15 protein-coding genes are annotated in these 22,031 nt (G+C 73.8%); 7 read left to right on the forward strand and 8 right to left on the reverse strand.

The features are described 5' to 3' along the window. Positions 1–36: 36 nt before the first annotated feature. The 5 genes from H9657_RS06765 to H9657_RS06785 form a co-directional block, all read right to left on the reverse strand. Positions 37–924 carry a carbohydrate ABC transporter permease gene (locus tag H9657_RS06765; RefSeq protein WP_191781689.1) on the reverse strand — a complete coding sequence of 296 codons (888 nt, stop codon included), beginning with the start codon at positions 922–924 and terminating at the stop codon, positions 37–39. Then, a complete protein-coding gene (locus tag H9657_RS06770) occupies positions 924–1,943 on the reverse strand; it encodes a carbohydrate ABC transporter permease (RefSeq protein ID WP_191781691.1) in 1,020 nt (339 codons plus the stop codon). The genes H9657_RS06765 and H9657_RS06770 overlap by 1 nt, the downstream gene beginning before the upstream one ends. An 8-nt stretch (positions 1,944–1,951) precedes the next feature. Next, the gene (locus H9657_RS06775) at positions 1,952–3,247 is read right to left on the reverse strand and encodes an ABC transporter substrate-binding protein (protein WP_191781693.1); all 1,296 of its coding nucleotides are present in this window, start codon (positions 3,245–3,247) and stop codon (positions 1,952–1,954) included. A gap of 377 nt (positions 3,248–3,624) precedes the next feature. Beyond that, positions 3,625–4,911 carry an ABC transporter substrate-binding protein gene (locus H9657_RS06780; RefSeq protein WP_191781695.1) on the reverse strand — a complete coding sequence of 429 codons (1,287 nt, stop codon included), beginning with the start codon at positions 4,909–4,911 and terminating at the stop codon, positions 3,625–3,627. Between the two features lie 272 nt (positions 4,912–5,183). Further along, a complete protein-coding gene (locus tag H9657_RS06785) occupies positions 5,184–7,766 on the reverse strand; it encodes an ATP-dependent Clp protease ATP-binding subunit (protein WP_191781697.1) in 2,583 nt (860 codons plus the stop codon). Between the two features lie 241 nt (positions 7,767–8,007). On the opposite strand from H9657_RS06785, the gene H9657_RS06790 reads away from it, so the two are divergent. The 3 genes from H9657_RS06790 (at position 8,008) to H9657_RS06800 (ending at position 9,912) form a co-directional block, all read left to right on the forward strand. Continuing rightward, the gene (locus tag H9657_RS06790) at positions 8,008–8,925 is read left to right on the forward strand and encodes a ribokinase (protein ID WP_318241349.1); all 918 of its coding nucleotides are present in this window, start codon (positions 8,008–8,010) and stop codon (positions 8,923–8,925) included. Between the two features lie 171 nt (positions 8,926–9,096). After that, positions 9,097–9,519, forward strand: coding sequence for a septum formation family protein (locus tag H9657_RS06795; protein ID WP_191781701.1), 423 nt, complete (start codon positions 9,097–9,099; stop codon positions 9,517–9,519). A 3-nt stretch (positions 9,520–9,522) separates the two neighbouring features. Beyond that, positions 9,523–9,912: a DUF4280 domain-containing protein gene (locus tag H9657_RS06800; RefSeq protein WP_191781703.1), complete on the forward strand. Its 390-nt coding sequence runs from the start codon at positions 9,523–9,525 to the stop codon at positions 9,910–9,912. A 6-nt stretch (positions 9,913–9,918) separates the two neighbouring features. Here the strand turns inward: H9657_RS06800 and H9657_RS06805 are convergent, their stop codons facing one another. Both H9657_RS06805 and H9657_RS06810 read right to left on the reverse strand, forming a co-directional pair. Further along, the gene (locus tag H9657_RS06805) at positions 9,919–10,449 is read right to left on the reverse strand and encodes a hypothetical protein (protein ID WP_191781705.1); all 531 of its coding nucleotides are present in this window, start codon (positions 10,447–10,449) and stop codon (positions 9,919–9,921) included. Next, the gene (locus H9657_RS06810) at positions 10,446–13,508 is read right to left on the reverse strand and encodes an eCIS core domain-containing protein (protein ID WP_191781707.1); all 3,063 of its coding nucleotides are present in this window, start codon (positions 13,506–13,508) and stop codon (positions 10,446–10,448) included. Before H9657_RS06810 ends, H9657_RS06805 begins: the two co-directional genes overlap by 4 nt. Before the next feature lie 346 nt (positions 13,509–13,854). On the opposite strand from H9657_RS06810, the gene H9657_RS06815 reads away from it, so the two are divergent. After that, positions 13,855–14,514, forward strand: coding sequence for a hypothetical protein (locus H9657_RS06815; protein WP_191781785.1), 660 nt, complete (start codon positions 13,855–13,857; stop codon positions 14,512–14,514). 81 nt (positions 14,515–14,595) lie between these two features. Here H9657_RS06815 and H9657_RS19595 read toward each other — a convergent pair whose 3' ends face one another. Continuing rightward, complete coding sequence (locus tag H9657_RS19595; RefSeq protein WP_191781708.1) at positions 14,596–16,509, reverse strand: ATP-binding protein; 1,914 nt, start codon at positions 16,507–16,509, stop codon at positions 14,596–14,598. Between the two features lie 246 nt (positions 16,510–16,755). Here H9657_RS19595 and H9657_RS06825 point away from each other — a divergent pair, with 246 nt between their 5' ends. Genes H9657_RS06825 through H9657_RS06835 form a run of 3 tightly spaced genes read left to right on the forward strand, consistent with a single transcriptional unit; the run spans position 16,756 to position 22,015 of the window. Continuing rightward, a complete protein-coding gene (locus H9657_RS06825) occupies positions 16,756–17,328 on the forward strand; it encodes a DUF4255 domain-containing protein (protein WP_191781710.1) in 573 nt (190 codons plus the stop codon). Next, positions 17,325–19,511: a carboxypeptidase-like regulatory domain-containing protein gene (locus tag H9657_RS06830; RefSeq protein ID WP_191781712.1), complete on the forward strand. Its 2,187-nt coding sequence runs from the start codon at positions 17,325–17,327 to the stop codon at positions 19,509–19,511. The genes H9657_RS06825 and H9657_RS06830 overlap by 4 nt, the downstream gene beginning before the upstream one ends. Before the next feature lie 11 nt (positions 19,512–19,522). Then, complete coding sequence (locus H9657_RS06835; RefSeq protein ID WP_191781714.1) at positions 19,523–22,015, forward strand: carboxypeptidase regulatory-like domain-containing protein; 2,493 nt, start codon at positions 19,523–19,525, stop codon at positions 22,013–22,015. The last annotated feature ends 16 nt before the right edge of the window (positions 22,016–22,031 follow it).

The following is a 22,031-nucleotide window of genomic DNA, read 5'->3' on the forward strand; positions in this document are numbered from 1 at the left end:
CCCGGGACGTGCCCGGACGGCCGCGCGAGGGCTCCGTCAGCCCTTGACGGCGCCGGTGAGGCCACCGACGATGCGCCGCTCGAACAGCGAGAAGAAGATCAGCGCCGGGATCATCGACAGCGACGTGAAGGCCAGCACCCGGGCCGTGTCGACCGAGTACTGCGAGGCGAACGACTGCACACCCAGGGGCAGGGTGTACATCGCCTCGTCGTTGAGGATGAACAGCGGCAGCATGTAGCTGTTCCAGCTCGCCACGAAGGCGAGGATCCCGACCGTGACGACGCCCGGGATCGACAGCGGGACGACCATGCGGAAGAAGAACCCGAGACGGCTCGCACCGTCGATCGAGGCGGCCTCCTCCAGCTCCTTGGGGATCGCCCGCAGGAACGGCACGAGGATGATGATCGTGGTCGGCAGCGCGAACGCGACCTGCGGGAGGATGATCCCCGCGAGCGAGTTCATGAGCCCGAGGTTCTTGATGAGGATGTACAGCGGCGTGATCGCCACCGTCATCGGGAACATCAGACCGGCCGCGAACAGCGAGTACATCGCGGGCTGCGCCTTGAAGTCGTACCGCGCGAGCACGAAGCTCGCCATGACCCCGAGGATGACCACGCCGATGGTCGTCGCGATGCCGCAGATCGCCGAGTTGGCGGCCTGCTGCCAGAACATCGAGCTGTTGAGCACCGAGGCGTAGTTGCCCCACTCCCATGTCGTCGGGAAGCCCGACGGGTCCATGGTGATCTGCGAGTTGGTGCGCAGGCCGCCGAGGACGATGAACGCCACGGGGCCGATGCACACACCGACCAGCAGCCACGCGACGACGTAGACCAGCGGGTTCACCCGCTCGAGCTTCTTGCCGCGCCGCTTGCGCGCGGGTGCCGGAGCGGGTGCCGGGGTTGCCTGGACGGCGATCGCGGACATCACTTCTTCCCTTCCGTCAGCGCGCCCTCGGTGTCGCGGCGAAGCACGAAGCGCTGGTAGGTCAGCGCGATGACCAGCGAGATGATGAAGAGCACGACGGCGACCGCGTTACCGAAGCCGTAGTTCCCGGCGTTGCGCCCGTTGAGGACCATGTAGGTGGCCATCGTCGAGGTGCCGGCCGTGGCGGACACGTACTGACCCCAGATGATGTAGACGAGGTCGAACAGCTGCAGCGACCCGATGATCGACAGGAACGCCCAGATCCGCAGCGTCGGGCCGAGCAGCGGCAGCGTGATGCGCCGCTGGGTCTGCCAGTACGACGCGCCGTCGATCGCGGCGGCCTCGTGCAGCTCCTCCGGGATCGACTGCAGACCCGCGAGGAAGAGGATGACGGCGAACCCGACGTACTTCCACGTGATGATCAGCATCAGCGACCAGATCGCGACGTCCGGGTCGGACAGCCAGTCGACCGCCCAACCCTCGAGCCCGATCTTCTCGAGGAAGCCGTTGACCGCACCCGTGGTCTGGAGCATGAGGCTCCAGCCGGTGCCGACGATGACCTCCGAGACGACGTACGGCACGAAGATCAGGACGCGGATCAGCGAGCGCCCGCGGATCTTGCGGTTCAGCAGCAGCGCCAGGATGACGGCCGCGGGGCCCTGCAGGACCAGGGACATCACGACGATGAAGCCGTTGTGCATCAGCGCTTCGTGGAAGGTCGTGTCCTGCAGGATCGTGACGTAGTTCTCCAGGCCGACGAAGTCGGTGGGAGCGCCGTAGCCCTTCCACTTGAAGAAGCCGTAGTACGCCGCCATGACCACGGGGAAGATCACGAAGGCGACGAACACGATGATGGCCGGACCGCCGAGGAGCGCGATCTCGGCGTGCTTGCGCCAGTCCGTCCGCCGGGTCCGGCGGCGGACCGGGGGCGGTGCCGTGACGGCATCGTCCCCAGCCGCCGAGCGTCCCGCGGGCGACGGCGTCGTGGCGAGCGCGTTCTCGCCCTGGGAGTCGCTCATGGAACTCGTTACTCCTTGGCTGCCGCGGCCTTGACCGTGGCGACGATGCTGTCTGCGTCACCGCTGCCGGCGAGCATCTCGACGACTCCGGTGTTGAGCGCGTTGCCGACGTTCTGGCCGAGCAGCGTGTCGAGCCACACGCTCACGTAGGCGGCGTCGTTGTAGGACGCGAGCACGTCCTGCAGGGCGGGGTCGGTGACGGCGGCCTGTGCGTCCTTGGACGCGGGGATCGTCACGAACGCCTCGGCGTAGCCCTCCTGGTGCTCCTGCTCCATGTAGAAGTTCAGGAAGTCGGCGCACTCCTTGGGGGCGTCCGCGTGGCAGGCGTAGCCGTCCACGCCACCCATCATGGCCGTCGGGTCACCCTCGCCACCGTCGACCGCGGGGAACGGGAACCAGCCGAGGTCGGCCAGCGGCTCGCCGTCCGGGGTCAGACCGGCGATGACGCCCGGGTTCCACGCACCCATGAGCTCCATCGCGGCCTCGTGGTTGGCCAGCAGGCCGGCCGAGGAGCCGGCACCCTGCTGCGCCGTCGTGGTGAGGAAGCCGTTGTTGAACGGCTCGACCTCGGCGAAGTCGGCGTACGCCTGGCCCGCCTCGAGCCAGCACGGGTCGTCGAAGTTCATCTCGGCGGCCGACTCGTTGATGGTGTCCTGCGTGCAGGCACGCAGCGCGAAGAAGTAGTACCAGTGCGCGGCGGGCCACGCGTCCTTCGCACCCAGGGCGACGGGCTGGATGCCCGCGGCCTTGAGCTGCGCGACGACGCCCTCGAGCTCGGCCATCGTCGTCGGCGTCTGGGTGATGCCGGCCTGCGCGAACAGGTCCTTGCTGTACCAGATGCCGCCGGGCAGCACCGCGGTGGGCATGCCGTAGACCTTGCCGTCCACCGCGAAGGCGTCGAGCGTGCCGCCGACGGACTCGCGCACCTCGTCGGAGATCAGGTCGGTGAGGTCCATCGCCTGACCGGCCTCGACGATGTCGGCCAGCTTGCCGCCACCACGCGCCATGAAGACGTCCGGCGCGTCGCCCGAGTTCAGGGCGGTCTGGAGCTTGCCGTCCATGTCCTCGTTCTGGATGGACTGGACCTTGACGGTCACGCCCGGGTTGGCGTCCTCGAACGCGGCGACCGTCTTCTCCCAGTACGCCTTGCCGTCACCGGTCGTCGAGTTGTGCCAGAACGTGAGCTCGACATTGCCGTCGGCGCTGTCGCCGCTGCTGCCGCTGCCCGAACCGCCGCAGGCGGCCAGCGCAAGCGCGCCCATGAGCACCGCGGTCGATACCGCGATGGTCTTCTTTACCCTCATCGGTCGTGTCCTCTTCGTTGAGCCTCACGGGGCCCGGGCGTCGCTGACGCCCGTGGAGCCACCGGGACCGCCGCATCGCGTCCCGCCGTCGCAAGTCGGGCGGCGTCACTCCTTCGGACGCTTGTCAGCACTCCCCCCGTCGTGCGGGGTGGCCGTTTCCGACTGTCGCAGGCGCTCGATTGTAACGTCAAACTGCGATCGATAACGATATCGAAACTCGCCCGACAGGTCAGGACAATCAGCCCGAAGCACCCCGCAGCAGAGCCCTCCCGGTTGTGCAGCGCGGACGGTCGCGGCGGTGTCCCACCGCGACCGTCCGACGACGCGCGCAGGGCCTCGGCGACCTCGACGACGCCACCGGGACCGTCCGTGACCTGCTACTCCTTGGCGGCGGCGGCGTTGACCGTGGCGACGATGCTCGCGGCGTCACCCTGGCCGGCGAGCATCTCGACGACCGCCGTGTTGAGCGCGTTGCCGACGTTCTGGCCGAAGAGCGTGTCCAGCCAGACGGACACGTACGGGGCCTGCTCGTACGCGGCCATGACGTCCATGAGCGCGGGGTCCGTCACGGCACCCAGCGCCTCCTTGCTGGCCGGGATCGACACGAACGCCTCGGCGAAGCCCTCCTGGTTGTCCTTCTCCAGGAGGAAGTTGAGGAACTCCGGGCACTCCTTCGGCGCATCGACGTGGCAGCTCAGACCGTCGATGCCGCCCATCATGGCGGCCGGGTCACCCTGGCCGCCCTCCACCTCGGGGAACGGGAACCAGCCGAGGTCGGCCAGCGGCTTGCCGTCGGGCGTCAGACCGCCGATGACGCCCGGGTTCCAGGCGCCCATGAGCTCCATCGCCGCCTGGTGGTTGGCGACGAGGCCGGCCGACGAGCCGGCACCCTGCTGCGCCGTCGTCGACAGGAAGCCCTCGTTGAAGGGCTCGAGCGCCGCGAACTGCGCGTACTCCTCACCGGCCTCCGTCCAGCACGGGTCGTCGAAGCTGCGCTCGGTCGCCGCGGCCTCGACGGTCTCCTGCGAGCACGCGCGCAGCGCGAAGAAGTAGTACCAGTGGGCCGCGGGCCACGCGTCCTTGGCACCCAGCGCGACCGGCGCGATGCCGGCCGCCTGGAGCTTGGCGACCGCGTCCTCGAGCTCGGTCATGGTCGTCGGCAGGTCCGTGATGCCGGCCTGCGCGAACAGGTCCTTGCTGTAGAAGATGCCGCCCGGCAGCACGGCCGTCGGCATGCCGTAGACCTTGCCGTCGACGGTGAACGCCTCGACGGTCGTGCCCAGCGCGTCCGCCGTGGCGTCGTCGATCAGGTCGGTGAGGTCCATGACCTGCCCGGCCTCGGCGATGTCGGCGAGCTTGCCGCCGCCGCGGGCCATGAAGATGTCCGGCGCGTCGCCCGAGTTCAGGGCGGTCTGCAGCTTGCCGTCCATGTCCTCGTTCTGGACGACCTGGAGCGTGATCTCGACACCCGGGTGCTCGGCCTCGAAGGCGTCGGCCATCTCCTGCTGGTAGGCCTTGCCGTCGTCGGTCGTCGAGTTGTGCCAGAACGTCATCTCGACGGAGCCGTCGCCCCCGCCCGAGTCTCCCGAGCCCCCGCAGGCTGCCAGCGCCAGCGCGCCCATGACCACGGCGGTCGACGCCGCCAGCGTTCTCGTTGCCCTCATCAGATCTGTCCTCTTCGTCGAGCCAGCTGATCCCAGGCGGCGCCTGGGTGCCCCCCGCCGTCAGGTGCGCCCGGCGGCTGCGCCCGCGAAGGACGCGCGGCGTCACCCCGTCGGACGCCCACCGGTCGCGCCCTTGTGTCATCGGCGGCCGGGACGACTCTCGCATTCACCCGATGTATCGTCAAACCTCCCCCGGCACGTACGTGCGCACGACGAAGGCCCCGGTCCCTCGCGGGGCCGGGGCCTTCGTCGGTGGTGCGGGTGCTGCGGGGTCAGGACGCGGGCGCGAGCCCCGTGCCGCCGTCGCCGCGGCCTGCCGCGGTCGGGGCGGGCGGGACGTCCGTGCCGGACCCGGGGGTCCCGACGGGCGCACCCACGGCGACCGGCTCGCGCGACGCGGCCGTGCGCGGGACGCCGTGGAACAGGAACTCCCCGAGCAGACCCTCGCCCTGCGCGTCGACGATGACCGTCTGACCGGCCTTCAGCTCGCCGAACAGGATCTTCTCGGACAGGGCGTCCTCGATGTCCCGCTGGATCGCGCGGCGCAGCGGACGTGCACCGAGCACCGGGTCGTAGCCCTTCTCCGACAGCAGCTTCTTGGCCGCCGGGGTGATCTCGATGGTCATGTCCTTGTCGCGCAGACGCTTGTCGAGCTTCGCGATCATCAGGTCGACGATCTGGAAGATCTCGGTCTGCGAGAGCTGCGGGAAGACCACCACGTCGTCGACGCGGTTGAGGAACTCGGGACGGAAGTGCGTCTTGAGCTCGTCGTTGACCTTGGCCTTCATGCGCTCGTAGTCCGTCGCCAGCTCGCCACCGGCCTGGAAGCCGGTCATGACGCCCTTGGCGATGTCCCGCGTGCCGAGGTTCGTGGTCATGATGATCACGGTGTTCTTGAAGTCGATGACGCGGCCCTGGGAGTCGGTCAGGCGACCGTCCTCGAGGATCTGCAGCAGCGAGTTGAAGATGTCCGCGTGCGCCTTCTCGACCTCGTCGAACAGGACGACGGAGAACGGCTTGCGCCGCACCTTCTCGGTGAGCTGACCGCCCTCGTCGTACCCGACGTACCCGGGGGGCGAGCCGAACAGCCGCGAGACCGTGTGCTTCTCCGAGAACTCCGACATGTCGAGCTGGATCAGCGCGTCCTCGTCCCCGAAGAGGAACTCGGCGAGCGCCTTGGCCAGCTCGGTCTTCCCGACGCCCGTCGGGCCGGCGAAGATGAACGACCCACCGGGACGCTTCGGGTCCTTGAGCCCCGCACGCGTGCGGCGGATGGCCTGCGAGAGCGCCTTGATCGCCGCGTTCTGGCCGACGACCCGCTTGTGCAGGTTGTCCTCCATGTGCAGGAGCCGGCTGGACTCCTCCTCGGTGAGCTTGAACACCGGGATGCCGGTGGCGTTCGCCAGCACCTCGGCGATGAGCTCCTCGTCGACCTCGGCGACGGCGTCCATGTCGCCGTTCTTCCAGGCCTTCTCCTTCTCGATGCGCTTGAGGCCGAGCTGCTTCTCCTCGTCCCGCAGGCGCGCCGCCTTCTCGAAGTCCTGCTCGTCGATCGCGGACTCCTTGTCGCGACGCGTCTCGGCGATCTGCTCGTCGAGCTCGCGCAGCTCCGGCGGAGCCGTCATGCGACGGATGCGCAGGCGTGCGCCGGCCTCGTCGACCAGGTCGATCGCCTTGTCCGGCAGGTAGCGGTCGTTGACGTACCGGTCGGCCAGCGTCGCGGCCGCGACCAGCGCGGCGTCCGTGATGGACACGCGGTGGTGCGCCTCGTACCGGTCGCGCAGACCCTTGAGGATCTCGATCGCGTGCTGCAGGTTCGGCTCGGCGACCTGGATCGGCTGGAAGCGACGCTCCAGGGCCGGGTCCTTCTCGACGTACTTGCGGTACTCGTCGAGCGTGGTGGCGCCGATGGTCTGCAGCTCGCCGCGCGCCAGCATGGGCTTGAGGATCGACGCGGCGTCGATCGCGCCCTCGGCGGCGCCCGCCCCGACGAGCGTGTGGATCTCGTCGATGAACAGGATGATGTCGCCGCGCGTGCGGATCTCCTTGAGGACCTTCTTCAGGCGCTCCTCGAAGTCACCGCGGTAGCGCGAGCCGGCGACCAGGGCGCCGAGGTCGAGCGTGTAGAGCTGCTTGTCCTTGAGCGTCTCCGGCACGTCACCGCGGACGATGTCCTGCGCGAGGCCCTCGACCACGGCCGTCTTGCCGACGCCGGGCTCACCGATCAGCACCGGGTTGTTCTTGGTGCGGCGGGACAGCACCTGCATGACCCGCTCGATCTCCTTCTCGCGCCCGATGACCGGGTCGAGCTTGCCGTCGCGGGCCGCCTGCGTGAGGTTGCGGCCGAACTGGTCGAGCACGGCCGACCCCGACGGCTGCCCCTCGGCGGGGCCGCCCGACGCCACGGGCTCCTTGCCCTGGTAGCCGGAGACGAGCTGGATGACCTGCTGGCGCACGCGGTTGAGGTCGGCGCCGAGCTTGTTGAGGACCTGGGCGGCGACGCCCTCGCCCTCGCGGATCAGGCCGAGCAGGATGTGCTCGGTGCCGATGTAGTTGTGGCCGAGCTGCAGCGCCTCGCGCAGCGACAGCTCCAGGACCTTCTTGGCGCGCGGGGTGAAGGGGATGTGACCCGACGGCGCCTGCTGGCCCTCGCCGATGATCTCCTGCACCTGGGCGCGGACCGCCTCCAGGGAGATGCCGAGCGACTCCAGGGCCTTGGCCGCGACACCCTCACCCTCGTGGATGAGGCCCAGGAGGATGTGCTCGGTCCCGATGTAGTTGTGGTTGAGCATCCGCGCCTCTTCCTGGGCGAGGACGACCACGCGACGGGCTCGGTCCGTGAATCTCTCGAACATGTGCACTCCTCACGAGCGGCGTGCCCCGGCGGCGCCGCGCAGCAGGGGTTTGCGCGGAGCCGGCAGAGCGGCGTGTTTCGATGCTAACGGCGGGGTACCCCCCGGACGTCCCGTGTTCGCCGCAGGCGGAGCGTCCGTCGCCCGTGCGCCGGACGTCGCGCGGCCGGTAACTTCCCTGCCGGGGGCGAACGGCCCCGCTCGTCCGGCACCGCAGCCGGGCGCCGGACGGACGGAGGGTCCCGTGGGACGCGTCGTGGTGGTCGGGTCCGTGAACGCGGACCTCGTCGTGCAGGTGCAGGCGCGCCCGCGTCCCGGGGAGACCGTGCGCGGCGGCCCGCTGGCGGTGGGGCCGGGCGGCAAGGGCGCCAACCAGGCCGTCGCCGCCGCCGTCGTCGGGGCCGAGGTCACGCTCGTCGGGGCTGTCGGCGACGACACCCACGCCGACGTCGCGCTGCGCGGGCTGCGGCGCGCCGGGGTCGACCTCACCGAGGTCGACGTGGCACCCGGTGCGACAGGTACGGCCGTCGTCGTGGTGACGCCCGACGGCGAGAACTCCATCGTCGTCAGCCCCGGCGCCAACGGCACCGTGCAGCCCGGACGTGCGGCCGCCGCCGTCGACCGGGCGCCCGCCGGCGCGGTGGTCGTCCTGCAGCTCGAGCTGCCCGCCGCGACCGTCGAGGCCGCCGTGCGGCAGGCCGCCGCACGGGGCCTGCGCGTCGTCGTCAACGCCGCACCCGCGGCAGCGCTGAGCCCCGCGGTCCTCGCGGCGTGCGACCCGCTCGTCGTCAACGGCTCCGAGGCCGCCGTGCTGCTGGGGCAGGACGCCGTGGGCGACCCCGCCGCCGCCGCGCGTGCGCTGCTCGCGCTGGGCCCGCGGTCCGTCGTCGTGACGCTCGGGGCGGAGGGCGCCGTCCACGCCTCCCAGGGCTCCGAGAAGGTCCGCACGGTGACCCCGCCGCGCGTCGCGGTGGTCGACACCACCGGCGCCGGCGACGCGTTCGTGGGCGCGCTGTGCGCAGCGCTGGCGGACGGCCTCGACCTCGGCGACGCCGTCGGGCTGGCCACGCTGGTCGGCGCCCTCGCGGTGCAGCGCCCGGGTGCCCAGTCGTCCTACCCCGACGCCGCCGAGATCGCGGAGGCGCGCCGCGCCCGCCCCTGACACCGGGCCGGGGCGCGGCAGCGGCGCGCCCCAGGTTTGCGCACCAACTACCGATGGCACCGTGCGGTCGCCCGCCTAGCCTGCAGGAGGCCGCCGGCGTGCGCGGTGACGAGCACGGAGGTGGACGTGGACAGGCGGGCGGGCAGTCGGGGCGCTGCGGTCGTGGTGGGCGTGCTGACGCTGCTGACGGGCTGCGCGTGGTTCGGTGACGACGGGACGGACCGCACGCAGGTGCTGGAGCTGTCCGTCGGCGACTGCGTGGTCACACCGCAGGACGTGCAGGCCGAGCTGACCGACGTCGCGACGGTCCCGTGCGGCACCACCCACCAGATGGAGGTGTACGCGCTGGTGCCCGACGCCCTCGACGGGCCCGACGCGTACCCGGGCGCCGACGCGCTGACCGCCTTCGCCGACGGCGCGTGCGCCGAGCGGTTCGCGGACTACGTGGGCGTCGACTACCGCGACTCCGAGCTGTTCTTCACGTACCTGGTCCCGTCGACCCGCGGCTGGTCCGAGGGCGACACGACCGTCACCTGCCTGGCGACGACGACCGGCGAGCCGCTCACCGCGTCCGTCGCGGGCTCGGAGCGCTGAGCCGTGCCGCTGCCCGTGACCACGTCGGCGACCGTCACCTGCTCGTTCGGCACGGGCCCCGCGACGCTCGTCGCGCTGCCCACGCCGCGCGTCCTGGTCGAGGGACGTCCGGTGGCGACCGTCGCGGACGCCGCTCCCCTGGTGAACGTCCCCACGTTCGCCATGTGCACGTCGCTGGCCAACCCGCAGGTGGCGGCCGCGACGGCGGCCGCGCTCGGGGTGCTCACGCCGATGCCCTGCGTCCCCGCGACGACGGGCACGTGGACGCCGACCGCGCCGCGCACGGTCGTCGGCGGGCGACCCGTGCTCGCGCAGGGGGCGATGTGCATGTGCGCGTACGGCGGCGTCGTCCAGGTCCTCGTGCCGGGACCCGTCCGCACCACCGTGGCCTGACGCCGGTCAGTCGTCCTCCAGCGCCTCGACCTGCAGGACCAGGGCGTCGAGGTCCGCCGTGCGGACGTCGTGCGCCGCCTCCGTGGCCGTGCGGCTGCCGGCGACGACGTCCTCCACCGCGTCGAGCACGCGCTCGACGGTCGCCTCGACGTCCTCGACCACGGCCAGCACCAGCGCCCCGAGCACGTCGGGGTGCAGCACCGGCCGGCCGTCCGGCACGGGCGCGAGCGGGCCCAGCGCGAGGGCGCCGCGGACCGCGACCGTGCCCGCCGGCGAGCCGGCCTCGACGCACGTCGTGAACAGGTCCGTCGTCAGGAGCGCCGCGAGCGCCATGACGTCCGCCGCCCGGTCCGCCGGCACGTCGACCGGCACGCGGCCGTAGCAGGTGACCGTCCCGGCGTCCTCGCGCACCAGCACGAGCACGGGCTCACCGCCGGGCAGCTGCGACGCGAGGTCGAGCGTGCCCGCCTCGTCGTGCACGCGCAGCGGCCGGGCCGGGGCGAGCGCCGCGGCCACCGCGGCGAGCAGCGGCCTCACGGCGTCGCCCCCGCGGCCTCGGCGAGCTTGCGCTGCAGCAGCTCCAGCAGCAGGTCGACCATCTCCGGGGAGTTGCGCTGAGGACGTGCCGCCAGCTCGGCCTCGATGTCCGCGACGGACACCTGGTCGACGAACGCCGCGAACTGCGGCGGCGTCGCGTCGGTCGCGAGCGTGTGCGCGCCGACGACCAGCCCGGCCGCGGCCGCACCGGTCCCCTGGGTCGCCAGCACGGTGGTCATCCGCTCCTTGCGGGCCAGGTGCTCCTCGCCCTTGAGCGTCTGGCGCACGCGCCAGAACAGGCCCCGGTCGTCGCGGGCCTTGCCGCCGTTCGCCTCACCGCCCGCCTGGACGGTGTTGCGGTCGCCGGCGAGCTGCCCCGAGCGCCGCCAGCGGTCCGTCAGGCCGCCCGCGGTCCCGCCGGCCGCACCGACCGCGTCCTCGAACGCCGCGCGCGTGCGCTCGAAGACGGTCTGCGGGTCGGCACCCACGCCCATCGACTCGAGCACCGCCTCGCGGATCAGCGCGAGCGCGCCGTCGTCCGTCGTCAGCTGCTCGTTCTCGGCCCCCGACAGGTCCGTCGGCGCCGAGCGCTGCCGCCGCGGGTCGTGCGCGACGACCGCACGCGGCTTGATGCGGTCCAGCAGCGGCCGGCCGACCGGGCGCCCGTGCACGCGGTAGTTGGCGAGGAACGCCTCGGCGGTCGGGTCGCCCGCGGCGGCCCGCAGGACGATGCCGTCGACGGCGGCCTTGGGGTGGCGGCGCAGCTCGTGCTCGGCACCACCCTCGAGGTGCTGCACGGCCGACTCGCGCTCGGCGGTCTGCGCCTGCACGACGAACACCTCGTCGGCGATGAAGTGACCGAGCGAGTGCACGTTGTCGACCACGGACTTCACGCCCTTGATCGCCGCGGGGATGCCGAAACCGCCGCCGGACGCGACCTGCCCGATGGACAGCCCCAGGTCGACCACCGACGAGCCCAGCGCCCACGTCGTGCTCTCGAGGTTCTTGGTGTGGCTGCGCGACACGTTCATCAGCGGCCACACCATGACGTTGGCGTTCTTGCCCGTGCGGTTGGCGCGGGCCTCGAACATCGCGGTGTCGGTCTCGTGCTGACGCATCCCGGCCACCGCGACGTCCGTCACCGCCTTGACCATCGCCAGGGCGGAGGCCGCGATGTCGAGGCCGGGGACGACCTTGGCGACGCCGCCCGCGACACCCGAGTCGATGAGCTTGGCGAGGTTCGCGGTGGACTTCGCCGCCGACACCAGGCCGTCCACGGCCGACGCCCCCGACTTGGTGGCGCTCATCGCGGCGTACGGGTCCTTCTCGCGCCAGGCGTCGCGCACCGAGCGTGCCGTCGCGAACGCCTCGCGCACCGCGGTGAGCAGGCCGCCGAGGATCCCGGTGACGGTCGAGATCCCCTCCTTGGCCTGGCCGCCGGCGGTCTTCAGCGGGTCGTCGGCGAGGTTCTCGTACGCGTCGTCGGACTTCACGCCGTTCGCCTTGCGCCACGTGGCACGCGAGATCGCGTCGACGGCGCCGCCGTCGAGGGCCTCGGGGACGGACAGGTCGGACCCGCCCGGCGAGCCCTTGAGCTCCGGGGTGTACCGGTCGGCGATCGCACCGCCGGCGGACTCGATACCGCCGAGGGCCGAGCCACCCAGCGACTCCGCCGTCCCCGCCCCCGCGTCGAGCCGGTCCAGCGCCGCGAGGTTGGCCGCGACGCCCTGCGCCTGACGCTCGCGGCGCGCCTCGAGGATCGGCGCCCGCTGCTCCGCGAGCGCCCACGCCTCGCGGTCGACCGCGGAGCTGCGGACCGGCAGCCGGCCGGCGACCTTGGGCGCGAGCGAGCCGCGGACCTGCTTGGCCGCCCGGTCCCGCGCGAGCTCGGGGTGCAGGTCCGGCTCCGCCTGCGTGATCGCGCGCATCGCGGTGACCATGCGGTCGTAGACCTCCTCGAGGTCCCGGGGCATGACGCGCGACTCGGCCAGCTCCTCCTCCTCGGCCTCCATCGCCTCGGCGTGCCGCCCCTCGACCTGCCGCGCGGAGCGCACCTGCAGCATGAGCCGCTCGGCCGCGGTCTCGCGCGGCGGCCGCACGGACTCCAGCGACGTGAACCTGCCGTGCCACGTGGTGTCGTACGCCTCCTGCGCGGCCTCCTCGGGCGTCGCGCCGGCGGCCAGCAGCTTCGTGTACGTGCGCGTCTCGTACGCCAGGGCCTTGTCGAACCTGGCCCACAGGACGTCCATGCGCTCGCCCGCCGTGACCGACGTGATGCCGTCGTCGTCGTGCACCATGCTCGACAGGTTCGCGCGGCCCTGCTCGCCCTTGGCGCGGTCCGCCGCGAGCGCGGCCAGCTCGGCCGGCTCGGCGGCCTTGCTCTCCTTGACCTTCTGCTTCTTGACCTCCTTGGCGGAGGGGGCCGCCGGCGCGGACGAGCCGGAGCCGAAGAGCTTCTTGAACGGGTTGGAGAACCGGCGCACGGCCCGCGACCCGGTCTCCTGCACGACGTGCGCGATCTCGTGCGCGAGGACCTTCTCGCCCACGGGGTCCGCCGGCGCGTAGCGGCCCTGGCCGAAGAAGATGTCGTCGCCGGTCGTGAACGCCTCGGCGGACATCGCGCGCGACAGCCGCCCGGCCTCGGGTCCGGTGTGCACGCGCACGTGCCCCAGGTCCGTGCCGAACGCCTGCTCCATGCGGCGCCGCACGGGCCCGGGCAGCCCGGTGCCGCCGGAGCGCGCAGCCTCGACCTTCGAGGTCACGTCGGCGTCCAGCGCCCCGCCGTCGGCCCCCACGACGCCCGCGGCGCCGTCGAACGAGCGGCGCAGGTGCCCGCAGCCGGGCGTGTGCCGGTGCGGGTCGGCGCCGTCCAGGCGCGCGAGCGCCGCGTCGGCCAGGGCGTCGGCGGCGTGCTCCGCGTGGTCGTCGGCTGCACCCACCGTCAGCGTGGCGGCCGCGGGGCGCAGCACCTCGGGCGCGGCCGGTGCGGCGGTCTGCGGGCCGGCCGCGCCCGGCGCGGCCGCTGTCGGCACGGGGACGCGCGCGTGGTGTGAGCTCATCGGGGCCTCCAGTGACGGTGCGCGGACGGTGCGGGCACGGAGGTGCCCGCGCCCAGCCTCACCGCGAGCCCTGCCCGCGCACATCGGTAAGCACTACGCATGTTCGTGCGTGGCCACGGATGATGCGGCGCTCTGCCCGCACGGGTGCACGACCGACGGTCCGGTTCTGCCCATCCGAGACCGTGGCGGCCGGCTGCGCTCGACCGCTCTCGTGACCCGACCGACCGGTGACGCGAGAAGGGGGCCCCCTTCTCATGAACTCTTCTGTCTGCAGGGGGAGGTCAGGATCGCAGTGACCCTGACCAGCGAAGTCCCACAGCTCGTGTGCTCACCCTACGCTCTGGCCGTGCCGCACGCCACATCCCACGACCCGGTAGCGATCTGTCGGACCCTGAGCCGCGCGCGTTCCGCCACGTACCTCAGGGCCGCCGCGCAAGACCAGGCGGCCGCGGTCGACCTCTACGGGTGGAACGCCCGAGTGTCTGCGGCGCTGATACTGCCCGCGCACTTCGCAGAGGTCAGTGTGCGCAACGCTGTCGACGACGCACTGTCGAGCGTGTACGGCGAACGGTGGCCGTGGAGCGACGGCTTCTACAGGACTCTCCCTGCGCCGGGCGGTCGGGTCTACAAGCCTCGAGACGACCTTGCCGCCAACCGCGCGCGGTACGGCACCACCGGCAAGGTCGTGGCAGATCTGAAGTTCGTGTTCTGGCAGACCATGTTCACCGCCCGTCATGACGGACGGTTGTGGAGCCGGAACATCGTTCGGTCGTTCCCGAACGCCGGGCAGATCGACCCCAAGGCACTCCGTGGCCGGATCTACGACGATTTGGAGGTCGTCCGCCGGCTGCGGAACCGGTTGGCTCACCACGAACCTGTCTTCGCTCGCGATCTGGCCGACGACCTGCGGCGCATGCTCGAGCTCGTCGACCTACGGTGCACGGCAACCGGCGTCTGGCTCCGCGACATGGAGGACGTCACCGCGCTGCTGCGGCGACGCCCCTGAACGTCGCGTCCTGCCCTCCCGAGGATCGGCTTCCCGTTCCGCCCCGATCCGCTGCACAGACGCGTGGAGACGGGCGAGTCTTCACCACCGCGGGTCGGTCAGCCGCCGCCCCAGCTTGGCCACCTCGCGCAGCGTCGCGGCGCGCACGTGCCGCATGCCCAGGGGCTCGCGTGCCGCGACGGCGTCGTAGGTCGCCGCGAGCACGACGTTGCGGATGTCGCCGCCGCACACCTCGACGCTCTCGGCCAGGAGGTCCAGGTCGACCGGGTCCTCGGGGTCCGTGCCGGGCAGCTGCGCGAGGTGGTGCGACCACAGGGCCCGGCGCGTCGGCACGTCGGGGTCGGGGAAGTGCACCATGAAGTGCAGGCGCCGGGCGAAGGCCGGGTCGAGGTTGCCGCGCAGGTTCGTCGCCAGGATCGTCAGGCCCTCGGCGGCCTCCATGCGCTGCAGCAGGTAGGCGACCTCCTGGTTGGCGTACCGGTCCTTGGCGTCGGTGACGGCGGACCGCGAGCCGAACAGCGCGTCCGCCTCGTCGAAGAACAGCACGGCGTTGAGGGACTCCGCCTGCCCGAACACGCGCTCGAGGTTCTTCTCCGTCTCCCCGATGTACTTGTCGACGACCGCCGACAGGTCCACCTGGAACAGGTCCATGCCGAGCGTGTCGGCCACGACGTGCGCGGCCAGCGTCTTGCCCGTGCCGGGGCTGCCGGAGAACAGGGCGCTGATGCCGGTGCCCTTGCCGCCCTTGCCTTGCAGGTCCCCCAGCGCGAGCACGTCGTCGCGGTGCCGCGCCCACGCGACGAGCCGCTCGACCTCGAGGCGCGTGTGGTCGGGGAGCACGAGGTCGTCGAGGGTCGCCGCGGTGCCCTGGGTCCGCACGCGCGAGCCGGCGACGCCACCGAGGCGGCGTGCGGTGCGGCGCACGTCGTCGACGTCGAGCCCGCGCCCCTCGCGTGCGGCATCGGCCCGCGCGCGCCGGCCGACCTTGACGATCTCCTCGGGCGTCATGCGCAGCGACACGACGTCGGCGGTCGCGACGTCCGCACCGGTCATGACGGCCCACCGCTCGGCGCGCTGCCCGAGGGTCAGGCGTCCCGCGGTCACGGTCGGCGGCAGCGACGGCGCCCAGCGCGGGTCCCACACGGTGGCGCCCACGGCCACCACGGGCACGGCACCGTCCGCGACGAGGCGCACGAGGTCCGGCCCGGCCAGGTGGGCCCCGGCCAGCACCAGCACGCTGCGGCCCAGCACCGCCTCGAGCTGCGCCGCGCGAACGGCCTCGTGCAGCGTCGCGGGGTCCGGCCCCTCGCCACCTCCCGGGACGGGCAGGCGCGTCAGGTCCACGACGAGGCACCCGACGTCGAGCTCGCGGCAGGCGGCGACGGCCAGGCCGGTGCCCGCCGCGCCGACGGGTGCGTGCACCCACACGAGCGCCTCGTCCGCCGCGAGCGCCGCCGCGACGTCCGTGTAGCCGGCGACGTCGGCGGGCACGGCCTCGGCCAGCAGCGCGCGGATCTCGGGCGCCGCGTCCGCGCGGCCCAGCAGGTGCGCGACGACCCGGGGCCGCAGACCCACACGCGTCGTCGCGTACGTCGCACCGCCCGCGAGCCGCAGCAGGCCGGCGCGGCGCAGCGCGGCGCCCGGCGCGAGGCGCGCGTGGGCGGCCCGGTCGACGACCGACGCACCGGTCAGCTCGAGCGTGAGCGCGAGCGTCGGCAGGCCGGCGCCGCCGTCGCCGGCGAGCAGCCCGCACAGCAGGTGCGCCACGGGATGCGTCTCCGCGAGCAGCGCGACGGCGACGACCCGCCGGTCGGACGGGGCCAGCGCGCACGCGTCGGCGAGGTCGTCGAGGGCCGGTGCGAGCGCGTCGAGCCCGGGCGCGTCCGCCCGCAGCGCGTCGAGCGCGGCGCGGGCCGCGGCCGCGTCCGCCCACCCCGGGCCGCGTCGCTCGACCGCCGCCTCGAACGCCTGCAGCGTCGCCGACGTGCCACCCACCGGTCTCCCCCGCCCCGCCGAGGTCGTGCCCGGCCCGCGCGCGGTCGCTCCGCGCGCAGTCGGCACCCTGGCACCCCGCACGACGGCCCGTCGAGCCCGCGGCGGCAGGTTCCGTAGCGATTACCGATGCCCGCCGCGCGGGCCGCTCCGTAGCGTGGAGCCACCCGACGGCAGGTCCCGCAGCACTCTCCTGCGCGCCGGCACCGGACGGGCGTGTCCGTGTTCCGCAGCCCGTCGGGAGGTGCCGTGCTCATACCTGCCGTGCAGGACGGGCTGGAGCGACTGCTGCGCGCCGCCCTCCCGCTGAGCGAGCAGCAGGGTGACGTCGTCTTCGACGCACCGACGTCCACGTGGTCCGCCACGGTGAACCGCCTGACGGTGAACCTCTTCCTGTACGACGTCGCACGCTCGGCGCAGCCCGCGCGCGTGGAGGCGCCCGTGCGGCACACCGACGGCACGGTCGCACGCCGCCGCTTCCCGCTGCCGATGGTCGAGCTGAGCTTCCTCGTCAGCGCGTGGGCCGGGTCGACGCGTGACGAGCACCAGCTGCTGGGCGACGTGCTCACGCGCCTGCTGGCGCACCCGGCCGTGCCCGCCGAGCACGCACCGGCGGCGCTGGAGTCGTCCGTGCAGCTGGCGGTCGCGTCCGACGAGCGCAACCGTCCGCGCGACCTGTGGACGTCGCTGGGCGGGCAGGTGCGGGCGTCGTTCACGCTCGTCGCCACCGTGGCGGCGGACGCCTACCCGTGGCAGGACGCGCCGACGGCGGTCGCCGGCGTCGAGGCGCAGGTGGCGCGCCGCATGCCCGATCACCGATGAGGGCGGTCAGCGCACCCAGCGCCCTGGAGGTCGCGCCCGGCGGCACGGGGACGGTCCCCCTGGAGGTGCAGAACACCTCGGGCGTGATCGACGAGCTGACCGTCCAGGTCCTCGGCGTGCCCGCGGACGCGGTCGACGCGAGCCCGAGCCGCGTCGTGCTCTTCCCCGACGCGACGGCGCACGTGCAGCTCACGTTCCGGCTGCCCGAGACGTTCCCCGCGGGCACGCACGTGCTCTCGGTCGTGCTGACCGGGCGCGCCGGTGGTGCGACGCCCGCCCCGCTGCCCGTCGAGCTGACGGTGCCCGCGCGGCCCGCCGCCCGGCTCGGTGCCGCGCCGACGCTCGTGCGCGCGCGACGGCGCGCGGCCTACACGGTGCAGGCCACCAACACCGGCAACGTGCCCCTGGACCTGGCGCTGCGGACCGTCGACACCGACCGCGCGCTCACCGCGACCCTCACGCCGTCGACCCTGCACGTGCCGGTGGCCGGGGTGGCGAGCAGCACGGTCGTGGTGCACGCACCGCGCCGGCTGCTCGGCTCCGACCAGGACCGCGCCGTGCGGGTCGAGGCGTCGGGCGTCGGTGACGACGCGGCGGCCGCCGGCGTCCTGCTGACGCTGCGGCACCGGCCGCTCGTGGGCCGCGGCGCCGTGACCGCGCTCGTGCTGCTCGCGATCCTCGCGGCGTGGGCGGCGGCGATGTGGTTCGGCATGCGCATGGCGCTGGGCGCCGAGCCCGTCGGCAAGGTCGCCGCCGGGTCCTTCTACGCCGCGACCGTGGGCGCCGGTGCGGCGCCGGACGGCGCGCTCGCCAAGGACGGCGCGGTCCCGGCGGCGGTGGGCGCGACGCTCACCGGCACGGTGACCTCCGCGGTCGACGGCCAGGGCGTGGGGCGGCTGACGGTCGACGCGCTGCGCCGCTCGCGCGACGGCCTCGTCGTCGTGTCCTCGGCCGCGACGCAGGCGGACGGCACGTACACGATGTCGGGCCTGTTCCCGGGCGCGTACCTGGTGCGCGTCCAGGCCGACGGCTACACGACGCTCTGGTACCCGGCCGGTCCGGACGAGACGGCCGCGCGCGCCGTGCAGGCACCGGCGCAGCAGACCACCGAGGGCGTCGACCTGCGCGTCGAGGGCGACCCCGCGTCGCTCACCGGCACCGTCGACGTGGGGCAGACGACGCGCGAGGTCGCCGTCGACGTCACCGCGACGGCCGCGTGGGACGGCGCCGACCCGGCACTGACGTGGACCACCACCACGCAGGGCGGCACCTACCTGTTCGAGGGCCTGCCCGCGCCGGGGACGTACGCCCTGACGTTCACGGCCGACGGCTACGCGCCGACGACCACCACCGAGCGCGTGCTCGGCGGGCAGCAGCGCATCGCGACCGCCGTGACGCTCGGCGCGGGCACGGGCCAGGTCGCGGGCGTCGTCACCGACGGCGTCAACCGCCTCGGCGGCGTGACCGTCACGACGACCGTCGACGGCGAGGAGGTGCAGGTCGGCACGCCGACGGTCGGCGACGTCGGCCGGTTCGTGCTGCCCGCGCTGCCGACGCCCGCGACGTACGTGCTGACGTTCACGCGCACGGGCTACGGCACCCAGACCCTCGTCGTCGACCTCGGCGCGGGCGAGCAGCGCGACGACGTGCGGGCCGTGCTGCCCGCGGGTGCCGGGACGGTCCGGGGTCGCGTCGTCGACCCGACGGGTGCGGGGCTCGGCGGCGTGCAGGTCGCCGCGGGCGGCACGGGCGGCACGACGACGACGCTCACCGCCGGTGACGTCGGCGCGTTCACGCTCGCCGGCGTCGGCGCGGGCGAGCTCACGCTCACGTTCACCAAGCCGGGGTACACCTCGACGACCGTCGCGGTCGACGCCGCCGGCGGCGCGGCCGGGACGGTGACGCTGCGGCCCGCGGTCGGCACCGTCACGGGACGCGTCCTGCGGGCGGGCACGGGCGTCGCGGGCCTGACCGTGCGCGCGACCGACGGCGCCGAGGTCCGCAGCACCACGTCCGCGCAGAGCGGCGCCCTCGGCGCCGGCACGTACGCGCTCGACGGCCTGCACGCGGGCCGCTGGACCGTGTCCGTCCTCGACGCCGACGGGCGCGTGCTGGCCACGACGCTCGTGGCGGTCGGCGGCGGCGCGGCGGCGCGCACCGACCTCACGGTCCCGGGGTCCTGATGCACGTCGACGTGACCCCCCGCCACCTGCCCGCCGGGGCCGGCGCCACCAGCGAGGCCGTCGTCACCCTGACGAACACGCGCGACGTCATCGCCGGGTTCGCCGTGCGCGTGCTCGGGGTCGACCCCGCGTGGGTGCACGTCAGCGACCCGCAGCCCCGGCTGTTCCCCGGCGCGACCGCGAGCGTGCGCGTCGCCGTGACGCTGCCCGCCGACGCGCCCGCGGGCCGCTCGACGGTGAGCGTCGAGGTCCTCGACCTGGCGGACCCGGCGGTCGTGAGCGTCCAGGAGGTCGTGCTGGAGGTCCCCGCGCTGCGCCGCACCCGCGTCGTGCTGGACCCCCCGACGGTCACCGCCGGGCGTCAGGCCGTGTTCACGGCCGTGCTGCACAACGAGGGCAACACCGAGCACGTCGGCGGCCTGACGGCCGTGGACCCCGAGGCGCGGGCCGTCTTCACGTTCGACCCGCCCGAGGTCGTCGTGCCGCCGCGCGGGTCGACGTCCGTGGTGCTGACCGCGCGCGCCCGGCGCCCGTGGGTCGGCGACCCGCTGCTGCGGCCCTTCGAGGTCCGGACCACGGGCCCGCACGCGCCGGCGAGCGACGCACCGCCGGCGGCGACCGGCGTCTTCGTGCAGCGGCCCCGGTTCACGCGCGGTGCGCTCGCGCTCGTGGGGCTGCTCGCGGCGGTCACGGTGTTCGCGACCGTCATCGCGCTCGCGCTCGGCACGGTCGTGCAGCGCTCGGCGGCCGACCGCGACCTCGCGCTGCAGGTCGCCCAGGCCCGCGACGCCGCGGCGACGAGCGGCACCGCCCGGCTCGCCGGGACCGTCGTGGAGCTGACCACCGGTGCGACGCTCAGCGGCGTCAGCGTCGAGGTCGTGTCCGCGCAGGACACGTCGGCGGCGGTCGCGACGGTCGCCACGGCGTCCGACGGCACGTTCGCGGTCGGCCGGCTCGTCGGCGGGTCGTTCCTGCTGCGCGTGCGCGGCGCCGGGTTCGCGGAGGTCTGGTACCCCGCCGCGGCGTCTCCCGACGACGCGGTCGAGGTCGAGGTCGAGGACGGCGCTGCCGCCGAGGGCCTCGTCGTGGTCGTCGGCGGGGTCCCCGCGACGCTCACGGGCACCGTCACGGGCGACGACGTGGGCGGTGCGACCGTCCAGGTGCAGATGCCGCTCGACACCGAGCCCCTGCTCGGCACCGACGTCGCGCGCGACACCGCGGAGCCCGTCGCCGGCGACGGCGTGGTCGTGCGGACGGTGCCGGTCGGCGAGGACGGGACCTTCGAGGTCGCCGACGTCCCGTCACCCGCCGTGTACGACCTCGTCGTCGCCAAGACCGGGTTCGCGACACACGTGCAGCGCGTCGACGTCGCCGCCGGGGAGTCCCGCAGCGGACTGGAGCTGCCGCTGCTGCTGGGCGACGGGACCATCAGCGGCACCGTGAGCGGCGGCGGCGGGCCGCTGGGCGGGGCCAACGTCGTGGCGTCGTCCGCGACGGTGCGCGTCGAGACGGTCTCGCTCACGCAGGACGCGGTCGGCTCGTTCGTCCTGCGCGGCCTGCCGACGCCCGGCACGTACACCGTGGTGGTCGGCGCGGAGGGCCGCGCCCCGTCGACGCTGACCCTGACGCTCGGCGAGGGCCAGCAGCTCACGGGCGTCGACGTGGTCCTCGGGGACGCCGAGGGGACGCTCGGCGGCGCGGTGAGCGTGCCGGGCGGCGACCCGGGCGGCGTCGAGGTCACCGTGACCGACGGTGCGAGCACGTGGCGCACGGCCGCGCGGTCGGGCTCGGGCACGTGGCGGCTGGCCGGGGTGCCGGTGCCGGGGACGTACACCGTGACGTTCGCGCGCGCGGACCTGCAGTCGCAGGTGCAGTCGGTGAGCATCGACGGGTTCGGCCGCGTCACGTCCGGTGCGGCGTCCGCGGCGGGCCTCGACGTGTCGATGCGCCCGGCGACGGGGACCCTGTCCGGCACCGTGCGCCAGCAGGACGCGTCGGGCACGCCGGTGCCCGCGGGCAACGTCATGGTCCAGGTGGCCTCCGGCGCCGTGACGCGCACCGTCACCACCGCGTCGACGCCGTCCGGGGCCGTGGGGCAGTACGCCGTCGAGGCGCTGCCGCCGGGCACGTACACCGTGACGTTCACGCGGGCCGGGACCCGCAGCGTCGCCCAGATCGTCGTGGTGCAGGCGGGCCAGGACGCGTCCCTGAGCCCCGTGCTCGTGCGCCCCGCGGGCGTGCGCGGCACCGTCACGCGCACCGGCGGCGCCGTCGCGGGTGCCACCGTCCGCCTGTTCCGCGCCGCCGACTACGGACTTGCCGGTGCGCAGCCCGTCGCGACGACGACGAGCGACGCGTCCGGCGGGTACGCGTTCGACGACGTCGACGCACCGCAGAACTACCTCGTGGAGGCCCGCGTCGTGGCGGGCGGCTCGGTGCTCGGCGTCTCGTCGCCGTTCACGCTGACCGCCAGCGAGCAGCGGACCGTGGACGTGACCTCGTGAACGCGCGTGCCGCAGC

Source organism: Cellulomonas avistercoris, from assembly GCF_014836445.1.
Lineage (GTDB): Bacteria > Actinomycetota > Actinomycetes > Actinomycetales > Cellulomonadaceae > Cellulomonas > Cellulomonas avistercoris.

Excerpts from the sequence above, each read along its gene's own strand:
- H9657_RS06770 (WP_191781691.1), bottom strand. The coding sequence starts at position 1,943 with ATGAGCGACTCCCAGGGCGAGAACGCGCTCGCCACGACGCCGTCGCCC.
- H9657_RS06780 (WP_191781695.1), bottom strand. The coding sequence starts at position 4,911 with ATGAGGGCAACGAGAACGCTGGCGGCGTCGACCGCCGTGGTCATGGGC.
- H9657_RS06765 (WP_191781689.1), bottom strand. The coding sequence starts at position 924 with ATGTCCGCGATCGCCGTCCAGGCAACCCCGGCACCCGCTCCGGCACCC.
- H9657_RS06785 (WP_191781697.1), bottom strand. The coding sequence starts at position 7,766 with ATGTTCGAGAGATTCACGGACCGAGCCCGTCGCGTGGTCGTCCTCGCC.
- H9657_RS06775 (WP_191781693.1), bottom strand. The coding sequence starts at position 3,247 with ATGAGGGTAAAGAAGACCATCGCGGTATCGACCGCGGTGCTCATGGGC.
- H9657_RS06830 (WP_191781712.1), top strand. The coding sequence starts at position 17,325 with ATGAGGGCGGTCAGCGCACCCAGCGCCCTGGAGGTCGCGCCCGGCGGC.
- H9657_RS06810 (WP_191781707.1), bottom strand. The coding sequence starts at position 13,508 with ATGAGCTCACACCACGCGCGCGTCCCCGTGCCGACAGCGGCCGCGCCG.